This window comes from Kitasatospora sp. NPDC059747 (genome assembly GCF_042732955.1).
GTDB lineage: Bacteria > Actinomycetota > Actinomycetes > Streptomycetales > Streptomycetaceae > Kitasatospora.
In genome coordinates this window covers 21,140-37,751 of sequence record NZ_JBHWGV010000037.1, presented here as the reverse complement: position 1 = coordinate 37,751, position 16,612 = coordinate 21,140, and the positions used below count along the sequence as shown (strand labels likewise).

At 74.3% G+C, this 16,612-nt stretch carries 13 protein-coding genes; 9 read left to right on the top strand and 4 right to left on the bottom strand.

Going from position 1 to position 16,612, the window contains the following annotated elements; all coding sequences use genetic code 11:
- Positions 1–21: 21 nt before the first annotated feature.
- The 8 genes from ACFV4G_RS18340 to ACFV4G_RS18305 all read left to right on the top strand — a co-directional run bounded on the left by ACFV4G_RS18340 (position 22) and on the right by ACFV4G_RS18305 (position 11,566).
- Positions 22–3,966 (top strand): amino acid adenylation domain-containing protein, encoded by a 3,945-nt coding sequence (locus tag ACFV4G_RS18340; RefSeq protein ID WP_380441474.1) that lies wholly within the window; start codon positions 22–24, stop codon positions 3,964–3,966.
- Between the two features lie 89 nt (positions 3,967–4,055).
- On the top strand, positions 4,056–5,378 hold the full coding sequence (locus tag ACFV4G_RS18335; protein WP_380441472.1) for an MFS transporter: 1,323 nt from the start codon (positions 4,056–4,058) through the stop codon (positions 5,376–5,378).
- A gap of 22 nt (positions 5,379–5,400) precedes the next feature.
- Positions 5,401–5,583: an MbtH family protein gene (locus tag ACFV4G_RS18330; RefSeq protein ID WP_380441470.1), complete on the top strand. Its 183-nt coding sequence runs from the start codon at positions 5,401–5,403 to the stop codon at positions 5,581–5,583.
- Positions 5,584–5,610: 27 nt separating this feature from the next.
- Positions 5,611–6,660, top strand: a complete 1,050-nt coding sequence (locus ACFV4G_RS18325; protein WP_380441468.1) for an LLM class flavin-dependent oxidoreductase — start codon at positions 5,611–5,613, stop codon at positions 6,658–6,660.
- Positions 6,657–7,175, top strand: a complete 519-nt coding sequence (locus ACFV4G_RS18320; protein ID WP_380441467.1) for a flavin reductase family protein — start codon at positions 6,657–6,659, stop codon at positions 7,173–7,175. Before ACFV4G_RS18325 ends, ACFV4G_RS18320 begins: the two co-directional genes overlap by 4 nt.
- Complete coding sequence (locus tag ACFV4G_RS18315) at positions 7,172–8,851, top strand: ABC transporter substrate-binding protein (RefSeq protein WP_380441465.1); 1,680 nt, start codon at positions 7,172–7,174, stop codon at positions 8,849–8,851. Before ACFV4G_RS18320 ends, ACFV4G_RS18315 begins: the two co-directional genes overlap by 4 nt.
- 1 nt (position 8,852) lies before the next feature.
- Positions 8,853–10,373, top strand: a complete 1,521-nt coding sequence (locus ACFV4G_RS18310; protein WP_380441463.1) for an AMP-binding protein — start codon at positions 8,853–8,855, stop codon at positions 10,371–10,373.
- The gene (locus ACFV4G_RS18305; RefSeq protein WP_380441461.1) at positions 10,370–11,566 is read left to right on the top strand and encodes an ATP-grasp domain-containing protein; all 1,197 of its coding nucleotides are present in this window, start codon (positions 10,370–10,372) and stop codon (positions 11,564–11,566) included. Before ACFV4G_RS18310 ends, ACFV4G_RS18305 begins: the two co-directional genes overlap by 4 nt.
- Positions 11,567–11,666: 100 nt before the next feature.
- Here the strand turns inward: ACFV4G_RS18305 and ACFV4G_RS18300 are convergent, their stop codons facing one another.
- From ACFV4G_RS18300 to ACFV4G_RS18290, 3 genes are all read right to left on the bottom strand, one after another.
- Complete coding sequence (locus tag ACFV4G_RS18300) at positions 11,667–12,845, bottom strand: alpha/beta hydrolase family protein (RefSeq protein ID WP_380441458.1); 1,179 nt, start codon at positions 12,843–12,845, stop codon at positions 11,667–11,669.
- Between the two features lie 120 nt (positions 12,846–12,965).
- Complete coding sequence (locus ACFV4G_RS18295; RefSeq protein ID WP_380441456.1) at positions 12,966–14,072, bottom strand: sensor histidine kinase; 1,107 nt, start codon at positions 14,070–14,072, stop codon at positions 12,966–12,968.
- Positions 14,065–14,751, bottom strand: coding sequence for a response regulator transcription factor (locus ACFV4G_RS18290; protein ID WP_380441454.1), 687 nt, complete (start codon positions 14,749–14,751; stop codon positions 14,065–14,067). The genes ACFV4G_RS18295 and ACFV4G_RS18290 overlap by 8 nt, the downstream gene beginning before the upstream one ends.
- A gap of 86 nt (positions 14,752–14,837) precedes the next feature.
- On the opposite strand from ACFV4G_RS18290, the gene ACFV4G_RS18285 reads away from it, so the two are divergent.
- Positions 14,838–15,911: an endonuclease/exonuclease/phosphatase family protein gene (locus tag ACFV4G_RS18285; RefSeq protein WP_380441452.1), complete on the top strand. Its 1,074-nt coding sequence runs from the start codon at positions 14,838–14,840 to the stop codon at positions 15,909–15,911.
- A gap of 186 nt (positions 15,912–16,097) precedes the next feature.
- Here ACFV4G_RS18285 and ACFV4G_RS18280 read toward each other — a convergent pair whose 3' ends face one another.
- The gene (locus ACFV4G_RS18280; RefSeq protein ID WP_380441450.1) at positions 16,098–16,535 is read right to left on the bottom strand and encodes an NAD(P)-dependent oxidoreductase; all 438 of its coding nucleotides are present in this window, start codon (positions 16,533–16,535) and stop codon (positions 16,098–16,100) included.
- Positions 16,536–16,612: the final 77 nt, after the last annotated feature.

Sequence of the window (16,612 nt, the reverse complement as noted above, 5' to 3'; positions counted from 1 at the left end):
CGAACTACCGAAAGGATCGACATGCCGAACCCCGGCGAGATCGTCGACGCCTACCCGCTGACCAGGCTCCAGTCCGGAATGCTGTACCACAGCATGCGGGACCGGGACAGTCCCACCTACCACGACATCTCGGCGATCCGCCTGACCGGCCCGTTCGACGAGGATGCCCTGCGCGAGGTGCTGGCCGGAGTGATCGAGCGCTCCGACGTCCTGCGCAGCGCCATCGACCTGGCGAACTTCAGCCAGCCGATGCAGTTGGTGCACTCCGCCGTGCCGACCCCCCTCACCGTCGAGGACCTGCGCGGCCTCGCCGAGGAGGAGCAGCGGCGCCGGGTCGCGGAGTGGACCGCGCAGGAGAAGGCCACGCCCTTCGACCTGGCCGCCGCCCCGCTGCTGCGGCTGCACGTCCAGTTGTTCGCCGACCGGGACTTCCGGCTCAACCTGAGCTTCCACCACGCGATCCTGGACGGCTGGAGCCTGTCGCTGGTCACCTCGCAGCTGCTGACCGGGTACGACGCCAGGCTCGCCGGTGCCGGTGCCGGTGACGTTGCCGCCCCGGCCGCGCCGGTCACCCGTTTCCGGGACTTCGTCCTGCTCGAACAGGAGGCGCTGGCCGACCCCGCCGCCCGCGACCACTGGACGCGGACCCTGGCCGGCACCGAGTTCACCGGCCTGCCCCGCTTCGACGAGCCGGGCCTGGCCGCCGGCCGGTCGGCCCGGGTGCACGAGGTGCCGCTGCCGGACGGGCTCGCGGACGGGCTGCGCGCGGTCGCGGCCCGGGCCAGGGTGCCGGTCAAGGCGGTCATGTTCGCCGCGCACGCCCGCGTGCTGGCGCTGCTGTCCGGCCGGACCCGGGTGGTGACCGGCCGGGTCAGCAACGGCCGCCCCGAGACCGCCGACGGGGACCAGGTGGTGGGCCTGTTCCTCAACACCCTGCCGCTGGTCGCCGAGACGGCCGGCGTGAGCTGGCTCGACCTGGCCCGGCAGATCCACCGCCAGGAGAGCGAGTCGCTCGCGCACCGCCGCTACCCGATGGCCCAGCTGCTGCGGGACCTGGAACGGCCCGAGCTGTTCGAGACCGTCGTCGACCACCGCAACTTCCGCGGCTACGACCTCGCCCTCACCCGGATCGAGATCGCCGGGAGCGAGTTCTTCGAGCAGACGAACTTCCCGTTCACCGCGAACTTCGGCACCGACCCGGTCACCGAGGAGGTCCGGCTGCGGATCAACTTCGACGAGGCGCAGTTCTCCGGGCGCCGGATCGCCGAGATCGGCGGCTACTACGCGGCCGCGCTGGCCGCGCTGGTGGCGGACCCGGACGCCCCGGCCCAGTCCGCCGCGCTGCTCGGCCCGGAACAGACCGACCGGCTGGTCCGCGCCCTGAACGACACCGCGGCCGAGCGCTCCGTGCACACCCTGCCGGAGCTGCTGTCCGCCACCGCCGCCCGCCGCGCCGACGCGGTGGCGCTGCGCACCGACCGGGTCGAGCTGTCCTACGCCGAACTGGAGGCCCGCGCCAACCGGCTCGCCTGGCGGCTGCGCGAACTCGGCGTCGGCCCGGACGTGCTGGTCGGCGTCCACCAGGCCCGGTCGGCCGAACTCGTCGTCAGCCTGCTCGCCGTGCTCAAGGCCGGCGGCGCGTACGTGCCGCTGGACCCGAACTACCCGCAGGACCGCCTGGAGTACATGCTCGACGACGCCGGTGCGGCCGTGCTGCTCTGCGACCCCGGGCTGGAGGACGCGCTGGACCCGGCCGGGGCCCGGGTGGTGGCCGTGGACGCCGCCGCCGGGGACGGCTACCCGGCCGAGTGCCCGCCGCCGCTGGCCACCGCGGACCGCCTCGCGTACGTCATCTACACCTCCGGCTCCACCGGCCGGCCCAAGGGCGTGCAGATCCCGCACGGCGCGCTGCTCAACCTGCTGCAGTCCTTCGAGCGGGACCTCGCGATCACCGAGCAGGACCGGCTGCTGGCGGTCACCTCCCTCTCCTTCGACATCGCGGGCCTGGAGGTGTACCTGCCGCTGCTGGCCGGCGCCGAGCTCGTCCTCGCCCCGGACATCGCGGTGGACGGGCCCCGGCTGCGCGAGCACCTGGAGCGCACCCGCCCGACCCTGATGCAGGCCACCCCCTCCAGCTGGCGCCTCCTGGTCGAGGCCGGGCTGCGGCCGGACGAGCGGCTGCGGGTGATCTCCGGCGGCGAGGCCCTGCCCGCCGACCTGGCCGGTGAACTGACCGCCCGCTTCCCGGTGGTCTGGAACGCCTACGGCCCGACCGAGACCACCATCTGGTCCTGCCTGCAGCGCGTGGCCCCGGACCGGCCGGTCGGACTCGGCCGCCCGATCGCCAACACCCGGGTGCACGTGCTGGACGAGCACCTCGGCCTCGTGCCGGACGGCGTCCCGGGCGACCTCCACCTCGGCGGCGACGGCCTGGCCCGCGGCTACCTCGGCCGGCCGGACCTGACCGCCGACCGCTTCCTGCCGGACCCGTTCGCGGGCGACGGCGCCCGGATGTACCGCACCGGCGACGTGGTGCGTCGACTGCCCTCCGGCGAACTGGAGTTCCTCGGCCGCTCGGACCACCAGGTCAAGCTGCGCGGCTTCCGGATCGAGCTGGGCGAGATCGAGACGGTGCTGGCCCGGCAGCCCGGCGTCGGCCGGGTCGTGGTGGCCGCCCGCGAGGACCGCGCGGGCGACCCGCGGCTCGTGGCCTACCTCACCGCGGCGGACGGCGCCGCCCCGGCCACGGCCGACCTGCGCGCCGCGGTCGCCGCCGCGCTGCCCGAGTACATGGTGCCGAGCGCCTTCGTGGTGCTCGACGCCTTCCCGCTCACCCCGAACGGCAAGGTGGACCGCAACCGGCTCCCCGCCCCGGGCCGCGAGGAGACCACCGCCGGGGAGTTCGTCGAACCGCGCACCGACACCGAGCGCGCGCTGGCCGCGATCTGGGCCGACGTGCTCGGGATCGAGAAGGTCGGCGTCACCGACAACTTCCTCGACCTGGGCGGCAACTCGATCTCCGCGCTGCGCGTGGTGATGCGACTGCCGGACATCACCGACGTCGACGTGCCGGTCGCGGCGCTCTTCGAGGGCGGCACCGTGGAGAAGCTCGCCCGGATCGTGGACGGCGAACTCGCCGCCGACCGCGGCGTGGTGGTGCCGTTCCGCTCCACCGGCGGCCGGCCGCCGCTGTTCTTCGTCCACCCGCTCGGCGGCGCCGTGTTCAGCTACGCGGACCTGGTCGACGAGCTCGACGAGGCGCAGCCCTTCCACGGAGTGCAGGCCCCGGAGTACGCCGGTCCGGACGTGCCGCGCCCGGACACCGTCGAGGAGATCGCCGCGCTCTACCTGGAGCACCTGCGGGCCGTCCAGCCCGAGGGGCCGTACCACCTCGGCGGCTGGTGCATGGGCGGCATGGTCTCCTACGAGATGGCCCGTCAGCTCCAGCGGGCCGGGCAGGAGGTGGCCGCCCTCGTGGTGGTCAGCGCCAGCATCGACGACCCGGTGCCGCCGCGCTACACCGTCTCCGAGTCGGCCGCCATCATGGGTGCCTTCGCCCACAAACTGCCCACCACCGAAGCCGAGCTGGAGGCGCTGGACCCGGAGGCCCGGCTGCGCTTCGTGCTCAAGCTGACCAAGGGCACCGCCGACGAGCGCGAGGACGCGGCCAGCGTCGAGGACCTGCGCCGGCTGGTCCGGCTGTACCAGCGCCACGCCCGCGCGCTCATCCGCTACCGGGACACCCCGCGCGAGCCGTTCCGCGGCGACATGCTGCTGATCCGCGCCGAGCACGAGATGTTCAGCGGCTGGGACTTCGGCTGGACCCGCCGGGTCGACGGCCGGCTGCTGATCGACGTGTCGCCCGGCAACCACTTCTCGATGCTGGAGCGGCCCAACGTGCACAAGCTGGCCGCCCGCATCGAGGCCGCGCTCGCCGGCGAGCCCGCCGGGGACGTCTCCGTCTGACCCGCCCCCCGGCCGGCCGCACGGCCGGTCCGCGCCCGTCCGGCCGGCCGGGGCGCCGAACCCACCACCGCACCCTGAGGAGCCCCACCATGTCGACCGCCGCCGCCGAGGCCGCACCCGGTTCCGGGGAGGAGGAGGCCGCACCCCGCCCCAGCCTGTGGCGCAACGCCGACTTCACCAAACTGTGGATCGGCCAGTCGGCCTCCCTGTTCGCCGCCCAGATCAGCGAGTTCGCGCTGCCGCTGACGGCCGTGCTCGCGCTGGCCGCGAGCTCCCAGCAGGTCGGCCTGCTGTCCACCACGGTCAGACTGCCCTACCTGCTGGTCTCGCTGTTCGCCGGCGTGCTGGTCGACCGGGTCCGCCGGCGCAACCTGATGGCCGCCGCCGACCTGGGCCGGGCCCTGATCCTCGGCCTGGTCCCGGTGCTGTACGCGATGCACCGGCTCGGCATCGGCTGGCTGTACGTGCTCGGCTTCCTGGCCGGCTGCTGCACCGTCCTGTTCGACGTGGCCGCGCAGGCCTACCTGCCCCGGCTGGTCGACCGCGAGGACCTGGCGGCCGGCAACTCGGCGCTGGGCAGCAGCCAGTCGGCCGCGACCATCGGCGGCCCGGCGATCGGCGGCGTGCTGGTGCAGTGGCTGAGCGCACCGCTCGCGGTGGCCGCCGCGTCCGTCTCCTACCTGCTGTCGGTCCTGAACATCTGGCTGATCCGGCACCGGGAGCAGCCCGCCGAGCCGACCGGCGACGGCGGGGCCGCCGGCACCCTGCGCCAGGTGCGGGAGGGGCTGCGCCTGGTGTTCCGCAACGAGCCGCTGCGCACCATGACGCTGATGGCCTCCACCTTCAACCTGTCCTTCACCGCCTTCGAGGTGGTCTTCGTCCAGTACATGCCGCACACCCTGGGGCTGAGCGCGGGCGAGATCGGCCTCGTGATGGCGGCGCTCGGCCCCGGCTTCCTGGTGGGCGCGGTGTTCGCCGGCCGGCTGCCGAAGAAGCTCGGCTACGGCCGGACCATGCTGCTCACCGCGTGCGTGGCCAACCTCGTCATGCCGCTGATCGCCCTGGTGCGCGGCAGCGGACCGGTGGAGACCGGCGCGCTGATGGCCGTCAACTTCGTCTTCGCCTCGTTCGGCGTGGCCAACAACGTGACCATGGTGACGATCCGCCAGTCCATCACGCCGGACTCGCTGCAGGGCCGGGTGGCGGCCACCAACCGGTTCGTGGCCATGGGCATCGCCCCGGTGGGCGCGCTGGTCGGCGGCGGGCTCGGCTCGCTCCTCGGCCTGCGCACCACCGTCCTGATCACCACCCTCGGGTTCTGCCTGGCCCTGATCCCGCTCGGCACCTCCTCGCTGGTGCGGATCAAACACCGCCTGCCCGACCCGATCTCCGACGAACTCCGTTCCCACTGAGTTCCAACCGAAAGGCATTGCCGTGCAGGAGTACCAGCCGGTGCACACCGTCGTCGTCAACGACCAGGAGCAGTACTCGGTCTGGCCCGTCCTCGTCCCCGTCCCGGCGGGCTGGCGCGAGACCGGCTTCCGGGGCGACCGGGCCGCGTGCCTGGCGCACGTGGCCGAGGTGTGGACGGACCTCCGACCGCTCGCCGTCCGCTAGCCGTTCGCACAACCCCGAGGAAGCCCCATGGACTTCAGTCTCTTCTACTTCGCCGACGGCTCGGACGACCCGTCCCGCGGGAGGTACCGCCTCCTGCTGGACGGGGCCCGGTTCGCCGACACCCACGGCTTCGCGGCCGTGTGGACCCCGGAGCGGCACTTCCACCCGTTCGGCGCGCCCTACCCGAACCCCTCGGTGACCGGCGCCGCCGTCGCCGCGGTGACCGAGCGGATCGGCGTCCGGGCCGGCAGCGTCGTCGCCCCGCTGCACCACCCGCTGCGGATCGCCGAGGAATGGGCGGTGGTCGACAACCTGTCGAACGGCCGGGCCGGCATCTCCCTGGCCTCCGGCTGGAACGCGGTGGACTTCGCGCTGCGGCCCGAGGGCTACCCGGAGCGCAAGCAGGCCGTGCTGGACACCGTCGACGCCCTGCGGGCGCTGTGGCGCGGCGAGCCGCTGCCGGTGGTGGACGGCGCCGGGAACCCGGCCGAGGTGCGGGCCTTCCCGCGGCCGGTCCAGCCCGAACTGCCGGTCTGGGTCACCAGCGCCGGCGGGCCGCAGACCTTCGAGGCCGCCGGGCGGGCCGGTGCGGGCGTCCTGACCCACCTGCTGGGCCAGGACTTCGACCAGCTCGCCGAGAAGATCGCCGTCTATCGCAAGGCGCTGGCCGCCCGGCCCGGCCACGACGGCCGGCCCGGACACGTCGTGCTGATGCTGCACAGCTTCCTCGGCGAGGACCCGGAGCAGGTCCGCGAGACCGTCCGCGAGCCGTTCACGCAGTACCTGAAGAGCTCCTTCCGGCTGATCGCCCGCTCCGCGACCAGCCTGCTCCAGGGCTTCGACGTCGACAAGCTCCGCGAGTCGGACGTGGACTTCCTGGTCCGCCGCTCCTTCGACACCTACTACGACTCCAGCGGCCTGTTCGGCACGGTCGAGCAGGCGTCCGCGGTCGTGGAACGGGCCAGGGCCGCCGGCGTCGACGAACTGGCCTGCCTGATCGACTTCGGCATCCCGGACGAGACCGTCCTCGCGGGCCTGGAACACCTGGACCGGCTCCGGCAGCGGAGCGCCGGATGAACCGGACCGCGCCGGACCCGGACGCGTTCCGCAGCGTGGCGGGCCGCTTCGCCACCGGCGTGACTGTGGTGGCCACCCGGTCGGCCGACGGGCCGTTCGGCATGACCGCGAACTCCTTCGCCACCGTCTCGCTCGACCCGCTGCTCGTCCTGGTCTGCGTCGGCCACAAGGCCCGGATCCGCGAACACCTGCTCGCCACCGGCGCCTTCGCGGTCACCGTGCTCGGCGCCGGGCAGCAGGCCACCGCGCGCCGCTTCGCCGACCCCCGGCGGCCGCTCGGCGCGGCCGCCTTCGCCGACGACGCCTGGGCGCCGGGGCCGGCCACCGGCAGCCCGGTGCTGCTCGACGGCGCCGGCTGGTTCGACTGCACGGTCCACGCCGTCCACCCGGCCGGCGACCACGCGATCGTCGTCGGCGCGGTCCAGGCGATCGGCCGCCCGCCCGCCGCGCAGCCGCTGGTGTTCTCCGGCGGCGCCTTCCACACCACCGCCCCCGCACTGGAGATACCCGCATGACCTCCGACGCCATCGCCCGCGACCCGGCCGCCTCCCGGGGCCCGGCCCCCGCCCAGCCCGGCGCCCGCCGCGGCGGCACCCTGCACATCCTGCGCGACGCCGCCTACGACCACCTGGACCCGCAGCGCAGCTACACCCTCCAGTCGATGGCCGTCGGACACCTGCTCTTCCGCACCCTGACCATGTTCCGCGAGGACGGCGCCGGCGGCCGGGTGCTGGTCGGCGACCTCGCCGAGACGCCCGGCCGCGACGTCGACGGCGACGGCCGCACCTGGGAGTTCACCCTCAAACGGGGCGTCCGGTTCGAGGACGGCCGCGAGGTCACCGCCGCCGACGTCGCGTACGGGATCGCCCGCTCGTTCGCGCCGGAGGTCTCCGACGGCCCGACCTACCTGCGCACCTGGCTCGGCGAGAACGGCGACTACCCGGGCCCGTACGCGGCCGGCCCCGCCGACGTGCCCGGCCTGGAGACGCCGGACTCCCACACCCTCGTGTTCCGCTTCCGCGAGCCGCACCCCGACCTGCCGTTCGCCGCCTCCCAGGCGGTCACCGCGCCCGTCCCGCGCGACGCCGACACCGGCGCGGACTACGATCTCGCCCCGGTCGCCAGCGGCCCGTACCGGATCGCCGAACACGTCCCCGACAAGCGGATCACCCTGGAGCGCAACCCGCACTGGGACCCGGCCACCGATCCCGTCCGGCACGACCACCCCGACCGGATCGAGATCGAGCTCGGCGTCGGGAGCGGCGAGCAGAACCTGCGGGTCAGGGACGAACGGGGCCACGACGCCCGGGCGGTGGCCGAGAACAACGCCCCGCAGGCGGTCGGTGCGCAGCTGCTCGCCGACCCGTCCCTGGCCGGCCGGCTGCGCCGCGACCCGACCCCGCTGATCTGGTACCTGGCGATCAACACCGCCCGGGTCGCCGACCCCGACGTGCGCCGGGCCATCGCCCGCGCGGTGGACCGCGTCGGCGTCCGCGCCGTCATGGTGGGCGACACCCAGGGCGAGCCGGTGCACACCATCCTGCCCGCCGCCACCATCGGCCACCGCGACTACCCCGACCCGAACCCCGGCGGCCCGAACGGCGACCCCGCGGCCGCCGCGGAACTGCTCGCGGGCCGGACGCCCGAGCTGAGGCTGCTCAGCCGGGACGGCGACTACTTCCTGGCCGGCAGCCGCGCGCTCGCGGACAGCCTGGACCGGGCCGGGTTCCGCACCGAAGTGGTGGAGATCGACCGGCCCTCGCACAACGGCGCCCTGAAGACCCGCGGCAACCCGTACGACCTCTACATGATGTGCCTGGCCGCCGACTGGCCCGGAGCCTCCACCCTGCTCGGCGCCTTCGACGGGCGGACCATCGGCCCGAGCGGCAACGACAACACCAGCTACCTCGCCGATCCGGCGGTCGACGCCGAGATCGAGCGCATCGGCCGGCTGCCCGCCGAACCGGCCGCCGGCGAGTGGGCGGCCCTGGACGAGCTGCTCATGCGCGACCACGTGCCGGTCGTGCCGCTGTTCTCCTACGTGCACCTCGCGCTGCACGGCTCGCAGGTGGGCGGGGTGTTCACCTCCTCCTTCCTCGGCACCCCGGTCTACTACAACGCCTACGTCACCGACGCCGGTGTCCCGGACGCCGATGTCACGCATGCCGACGTCACCGCCCTGGAGGACTGACATGGCCGACCAGCCCACGCTCTACGAGCGGTTCACCGCGACCGCGCGGCGCCATCCCGAGCTCAGCGCGCTGGAGGTCGGCGACCGTCGGCTCGGCTACGCCGAACTCGCCGAGCAGGCCCGGCTGGCGGCCGTCCGGCTGGTGGCCGGGTGCGCCGGCCGTACGCCGCGCCGGGTCGGCGTGCTGGCCAACCGCAGCGTCGCCGCGTACGCCGGCTACCTGGCGGTCCACCGGCTCGGCGCCACCGCCGTCCCGCTCAACCCCGGCTTCTCCGCCGACCGGCTCGCCGCCGTCGCCGAACTGGCCCGGCTGGACGTCGTGCTGAGCGAGGCGCCGGCGCCGGGCCTGCCGGTGCCGGTGGTGCTCGCCGACGCGCCGGCGGACCCCGCGGACCAGGCGCCGGTGGGGGCGGCCGGGCCGGACGACATCGCCTACATCCTGTTCACCTCCGGCTCGACCGGCACGCCCAAGGGGGTGCCGGTGCTGCAGCGCAACGTCTCGGCGCTGCTGGACCACGTCATCCCGCGGTACGAACTGGGCCCCGGCTGCCGGCTGTCGCAGACCTTCGACCTCACCTTCGACCCGTCGGTGTGGGACATGTTCTCGGCCTGGGGCTCCGGCGCGACCCTGGTCGTGCCGACCCGCAGCGAACTGGTGCGCCCCGCCCGCTTCATCGCCCGGCAGCGGATCACCCACTGGTTCTCGGTGCCGTCGATCATCAACTACGCGCACCGGCTGCGCGACCTGGCCCCGGACAGCATGCCCAGCCTGCGCTGGAGCGGATTCTGCGGCGAGCGGCTGACCGTGCAGCAGATCGACCTGTGGCGCCGGGCCGCGCCCGGCAGCCTGCTGGAGAACCTGTACGGTCCGACCGAGACCACCGTGATCTGCACCGAGTACCGGCTGCCCACCCGGCCCGAGGAGTGGCCGTCCCCGGCGAACGGCACCGTCCCCATCGGCGAGCCCTACCCCCACCTGGACTTCCTGGTCCTGGACGAGGACGGACTCCCGGCGCAGGAGGGCGAGTTGTGCATTCGCGGGGCGCAGCGATTTCCCGGCTACCTCCAGCCCTCCGACAACCCCGGGCGCTTCGTCTCCTTCGACGGGACCCGGGCGGTGATCCACCAGGAGGAGACGGTGGGCCCGGAGCTCTACTACCGGACCGGGGACCGGGTCGCGGTGAGCGGCCACGGCCTGGTCCACCTCGGCCGGCTGGACCAGCAGGTCAAGATCCGCGGCCACCGCATCGAACTCGGCGAGGTGGAGGCGGCCCTGCGCGCACTGCCGGGCGTCACCGACGCGGTGGTGCTGGCGCTGCCCGACGCCCACGACGAGCCGGGCCTGGAGGCCTGCTACACGGGCGGGGAGCAGGATCCGGTGGCGCTGCGCTCGCTGCTCGGCGACCTGCCCCCGTACATGGTGCCGCGCGGCTTCACCCACCTCGACGCGCTGCCGCTCAACCCCAATGGCAAGACCGACCGCCGCGCCCTGGCGGCCTCACTCACCGAAGGTGTCCGATGAGCATCGTCCTGGTCGGGGCCGCCCCGATCCTCGAAGGCTACCTGCGCGCGGCGGAGCGGCTCGGCCTGGAGATCGCCCTCGTGGAGACCGCCGCGCGGGCCGCCGAACTGCGCGAGCGGTACGACTGCATCACCGCCACCGCCGAGGTCGACCCGGCGGCGACCGGACGGGACGACGGCTGGATCCGGCCCACCGCCGAACTGGTCCGCCGGGTGCGTCCGGAGGGCGTGGTGGCCTCCTCCGAGGTGCACGTGCTGGCCGCGGCGATGGCCCAGGAACAGCACCGCCTGCCCGGTCCCGGCCTGGACGCGGCGGCCATCTCCCGGGACAAGAGCCAGCAGCGCTTCCGGTTCGCGGCCGCCGGTCTGGCCAACCCCGAGCACCTCAAGACCCCGCGGCTGTCGGCCGCCACCGAGTGGGCGGCCGGCCGTCTGCCGGTCGTGGTGAAGGCGCTCGACCGGGCGGGCAGCGAGGGCGTCGAGCGGGTCGCGACCCCGGCGGAGTGGGCCGACGCGGTCGCCCGGCGGGACACCGAGGGCGCCCTGCTGGTGGAGGACTACGTCGAGGGCCAGGAGTACAACTGGGAGGGGCTGGCGGTCGACGGCCGGGTCTGCTTCGGCAGCCTGACCCGCAAACTCACCACCAACGCACCGGACTTCGTCGAGCTCGCGCACTTCGCCGGGCACCAGCGGACCGACCCGGAGCTCGGCCGCGCCGCCGACGCGCTCGGCCAGGCGGTGGCGGACGCGATCCGGATGCGGACCGGGATCATGTTCGTCGAGTTCCGGACCAGGGGTACCGACCTGGTGATCATGGAGGTCGCGGTCCGGGCCCCCGGCGACCACTGCATGGAGGCGACGTCGATCGTGGCCGGCACCGACCTGTTCGCCGACGTGCTCACCCTCGCCCGGGGCGGCACGTTCCAGCCGCCCTCCGACGTCGCCATGCACCACGCGGGCAGCTGCTTCGTGACGGCCGACCGGACCGGCGTGCTGAAGTCGGCCGGCGAGCACGAGTGGCTGGCCTGGCCCGGCGTGGTGCGCGGCGGCGTCAACGCCGAACCGGGCGCGGTGGTGGGGCCGCCGCACTCCTCGCAGGAGCGGATCGGTTGGGCGATCCTGGACTGCGCCACGCCGGAGGACCTGGAGCGCACGGTCGACCGCTTCCTGGCGGTCCGCCCGACGCTGGCCTGATCGCAACGCTCGGGGCGCGGAGCGGAGGCTGTTTCCGCCGAGGGGCGGAGACAGCCTCCGGTCAGGGGTGCCGGTCAGGGGTGCCGGTCACGGGTGCCGGTCACGGGTGCTGGAAGGACACCTCCGGGTTCGCCGCCGACGGGCCGTCGAGCAGGGGCTCGTGGAGGCCCTTCAGGGTCTGGTCGAAGAAGGCGCCGACGTACTCCCGCGTCAGCTGCATCCCGCGCTCGGGTGAGGTGGTCGTGCCGGGAGGGAGCGGGAGGCCGGCCTCGGCGGCCAGGACCGGGACGTCCGTGAAGCTCGCGTGCGTGGTGCCGGCGACGGCCAGCCAGGGCTTGTAGCCGTCCCAGCCCGCCCAGGCCTGCCCCCACGACGGGTCGCCGCTGCCGGCGGAGTGGTCGCTCTGCTTGCCGAGCAGGAGGAACGCGCGTCCGTCGAGCTTGTCGGTCGGGACCGGCGGGAAGAAGGATCCGTCCATGTTCACCCCGGCGAGGATCCGCTCGTCCGCGGCCATCGCGTTCAGCGTCGACGCGCCGCCGATCGAGTGCCCGGCCATGCCGATGCGGTCGCGGTCGATCAGGTGCGCGAGGCGCCAGACCGGGTGGTGCCCGGTGAGCCGGTCCAGGACGAACGACACGTCCTTCGCCCGGCTGTCGGGGAGCGAGTCGGGTGCCCCGCTGTCGCACAGCGCGCACCCCGGGGTGCTGCCGTCGGCGAGCGTCTCGCCGGAGTCCTCGTAGGTGTGGCCGACCAGGGCCACGACGTACCCGCGGCTCGCCAGGTCGGCCGCCAGGCCGGTCAGCGTGGCGCGGGGGTTCTCGAAGCCGGGGGAGAGCACCACCAGCGGGTGCTTCCCGCCCGCGGCCTTCGCGCCGGTGTACGCGTAGGTCTTGGTGTCGACGAGGTCCTGCGGCCGCAGACCGGTGCCCGGCGGCACCCGCGTCGCGAGGAAGTTCTGCGCCTCGCCGGGGGTCATGTACGGGGCGGCCTCCCCGGTGCCGGGCCGGGCCGGGTAGAACATCGACACCGTCAGCTGCCGCGGCCCGGCCGCGGGCACCCACGGATCGGTGCGGTCCGGGTCGGTCAGGTGCAGCACCTCCTCGCCGGCCGCGAACGGCCCGGTGGGGCGGGGGAGTTCACCGTGGAAGGCGGCGCTCGCGGAGGCGGGCGCGGAGGTGGCGACGGGCTGCGCGGGCGAGGCCATGGCGGCCCCGGCCAGCGGGAGCGGAAGAGCGAGGACGAGGGCGGCGACGGCGGCTGCGCGGCGGTATCGGTTCATGCCGTTGAGACTAGATTCGGGGCCTGGCCCCCGAATCCGCCTGCCGATGCAAGTTCTGACGAGCCATCATCCATGCGAATCAGCGGTGTCATCCCTTTGGATGACGACTGGCCGTTTCCGTCAGGCGGCCGCCGCGGGCAGTTCCACCGTGATGTGCAGGCCGCCCCCGGGGCGCGGGGTGAGGGTGAGCGTGCCGTCGTGGGCGCGGGTGATGGAGTGGACGATCGCCAGGCCGAGGCCGACGCCCGCGTGGTCGGTGCGGATGCGGCCGGTGCCGCGCTGGAAGGGCTCGGTGAGAGTCGCGACCAGGTGCGGGGAGAGCTGCTCGCCGGTGTTGTCGACGGTGAGCAGCACGACGCCCGGGCGGGTCCGAGTGTCGATGCGTACCGTTCCCCCCTCGGGCAGGTTGTGGACGATCGCGTTGTGCACGAGGTTCACGGTCAGCTGCAGCAGCAGTGCCGGCGATCCGGTCGTGGGGGCGACGGCGCCGGAGGTTTCCAGGGTGATGCCGTGCCGTTCGGCGAGCGGCAGGAGCGTCTCGGTCGCCTCCTCCGCCAGGAGGGACAGGTCGACGGGCTCCCGGGTGAAGGAGCGCTGGTCGGCCCGGCTGAGCAGGAGCAGCGCCTCGGTGAGCTCGATCGCCCGGGTGTTGACGGCGTGGAGGCGGTCGACGATCCCGGCGACGTCCGGGTCGGGGTCGGTGCGGGCGACGTCGAGGAGCGCCTTGGTGGTCGCCAGCGGGGTGCGCAGCTCGTGCGAGGCGTTGGCGGCGAACCTGCGCTGTTCGTCGACGTGGGCTTCGAGCCGGGCCAGCATGGTGTCGAAGGCGTCGGCGAGTTCCCGGAACTCGTCCGCGCGGCCCGGCAGTCGGATCCGGTGCCGGAGGGATCCGGTCGCGGCCAGCCGGGTGGCCTCGGTGACGCGGTTCAGCGGGGCGAGCACCCGGCCGGCCAGGAGCCAGCCGCCGACCAGGCCGAACACCAGCAGGAACGCCAGCACCAGGGCCGCCCTCGGGGCGAAGACGTGCAGGAGGTTCGACCGGACGGGGAACACCCCGTTGTTGGTCGGGGTGTCGGTGGAGCCGGGGATGAGGAACGCCCGGTCGGGGACGTACCGCAGCAGGAAGAGCCAGACCGCGGCGAGCAGCAGGACGGCGGCGACCATCAGGAACCCGGCGTAGCTGAGGGCCAGTTTCAGGCGGACGCTCGGTCCGGGGGCCCTAACCACGGTCGGCTCCAGTGCTTCCCGTGGCGTCGATGCGGTAGCCGACGCCCGGCACGGTGGCGATGATCCACGGCTCGCCGAGGCGCTTGCGCAGGGCGGAGACGGTGATGCGCACGGCGTTCGTGAACGGGTCGGTGTGCTCGTCCCAGGCCCGTTCCAGCAGTTCCTCGGCGCTGACCGCACCGCCCTGCGCGGCGACGAGGACTTCGAGCACGGCGAACTGCTTCCTGGTCAGCGCGACGAAGCGGCCGTCCCGGTAGACCTCGCGCCGGAACGGGTCCACCCGCAGGCCGGCGAGCTCCAGCACCGGGGGCCGGTTGTGGCCGCGTCTGCGGTCCAGGGCCCGGAGCCGGAGGGCGAGTTCCCGGAGTTCGAAGGGCTTGGTGAGGTAGTCGTCGGCGCCGAGTTCGAACCCGGAGGCCTTGTCGTCGAGCCGGTCGGCCGCGGTGAGCATCAGGATCGGCATGCCGCTGCCGGAGGCGACGATGCGCCTGGCGATCTCGTCACCGGACGGCCCGGGGACGTCGCGGTCGAGGACGGCGATGTCGTAGGAGTTGACGCCGAGCAGCTCCAGCGCGGTGTCGCCGTCACCCGCGATGTCGGCCGCGATCGCCTCCAGCCGCAAGCCGTCCCTGATGGCCTCGGCCAGGTAGAGCTCGTCCTCGACGATCAACACGCGCATCCCCCGATGCTACGAGCCCGCACATATCGTCCGCGTATCGGAAATCGCATACGCCCCGGCAACGCCGGCCCCCGTTGACTGGCGGAATGAACCTCAAGCAGGACGCGACGACGACCGCCGGTGAGCGCACGCGAACGGAGGCGCCGGCCGCACGGCGCACGGCGCTGCACCGGGCGCTCCGCGCCGCCTCCCGGCCGGAGCCGTGGAAGCGCGGCCCGGTCCTCGCGGCGCTGGCGCTGCTGCTGGGCCTGGTCATGCTGCTGCACGCGCAGATCCCGAACGGCGTCTGGCACCTCGGCAGCCTGGTGGAGAACCTCCTGCCGTGGTTCGGCCTGTTCGTCCCGCTGCTGCTGGTCGCGGCGCTGTGGCGCCGATCGGCCGCCGCCGTGGTGGCGCTGCTGCTGCCGGTCACGGCGTGGCTCACCCTCTTCGGCGGAGTGCTCGCCGACAAGTCCCGCCCGGGCGGCGACCTCACCGTGGCCGAGCAGAACGTGGACGCCGACAACCCCGACCCGGGCGGCACCGCACGTCGCCTGGCCGCCTCCGGCGCCGACCTGCTGGCCCTGGTGGAGCTGACCCCGCAGTCCACGGACGCGTACGAGAAGGGGCTCGCGGCGGCGTACCCGTACCACGTGGTCCGGGGCACCGTCGGCCTCTGGAGCAGGCTGCCGCTGGGCGACGCCCAGCCGATCGACGTCATGGACTACGGGCCGCTGGCGGACACCCGGCCGGTGGACGGCAAAGCGGCCGAGAACCGGGCGCTGCGCACCACGGTGGCCACGGACCGCGGGCCGCTGACCGTGTACGTGGCACACCTGGGGTCCGTCCGGGTCCTCCCCTCGTCGGGCTTCTGGACGGCCTCGCGCGACATCGGCGTGCAGGCGATCGGCCGGGCCGTCGCCGCCGACGCGAGCGAGCGGACGCTGCTGCTGGGGGACCTGAACGGCAGCCTGGACGACCGCGCGTTCGCCGGCCTCACCGCCCGGATGCGCTCGGCCCAGGAGACCGCCGGGGACGGCTTCGGTTTCAGCTACCCGGCCTCGTTCCCGGTGGTGCGGATCGACCAGATCCTGGTCCGCGGCGTGACGGCGACGAGCTCCCGGGTCCTGCCGGACACCGGCAGCGACCACCTGCCGGTCGCGGCGGGCATCAGGTGGTGAACGCCTGCCGGGCACCGCGGTCCGGCCGGCGGCATCCAGCGGCATTCGGCGGCATCGAGCCCGGGCCCGCGGCCGTCCGTCCCGCCGCCGGTGATCACCAGCCTGCCGCGGAGCGTGAGTTCGGCGGTGGGCACGGGCACCACCCGACCGCGTCCCGGCGGTACGTCACAAGCGGGTTCGGGTCCGTCAGCCGCCGACCCCGACGGCGTGCCGGAAGGTCTCCCGCGCGGCCACCATGTCGATCATCGCGCGGGCGACGTCCTCGCGGGCGACGCTGGTCGCGGCCGGGCCGGATTCGACGTCGCGCCGGGTGCGACCGCGTCCGGGGGCGTCGGTCAGCCGCGGCGGCCGGACGGACGTCCAGTCGAGGTCGGTGTCGCGCAGCAGGCGCTCCATCGTCTCCAGGTCGGTGTAGAGGTCGCGGAGCACCGCCCACAGCAGTGGCGTGAAGACCTTGGAGGCGAGGAGGGGCTGGCCGGTGCCGCCGCGGTTGAGCGGGCCGGCGCTCACCACGAGCAGGCGGCGGACCCCGGTGGCCGTCATGGCCGCGACCGCCGCGCGGGCGGACGTGGAGGCGGGCTTCAGCGGGTCGGTGCGGCCGGCCTGGCCGATGCCGGAGAGCACGGCGTCGGGGCCCCCCCGCCACCCCCCCCACCCGGCGGGGGGGGGGGGGGGCCCGGGGGGCGGGGGGGGGGAGGCGC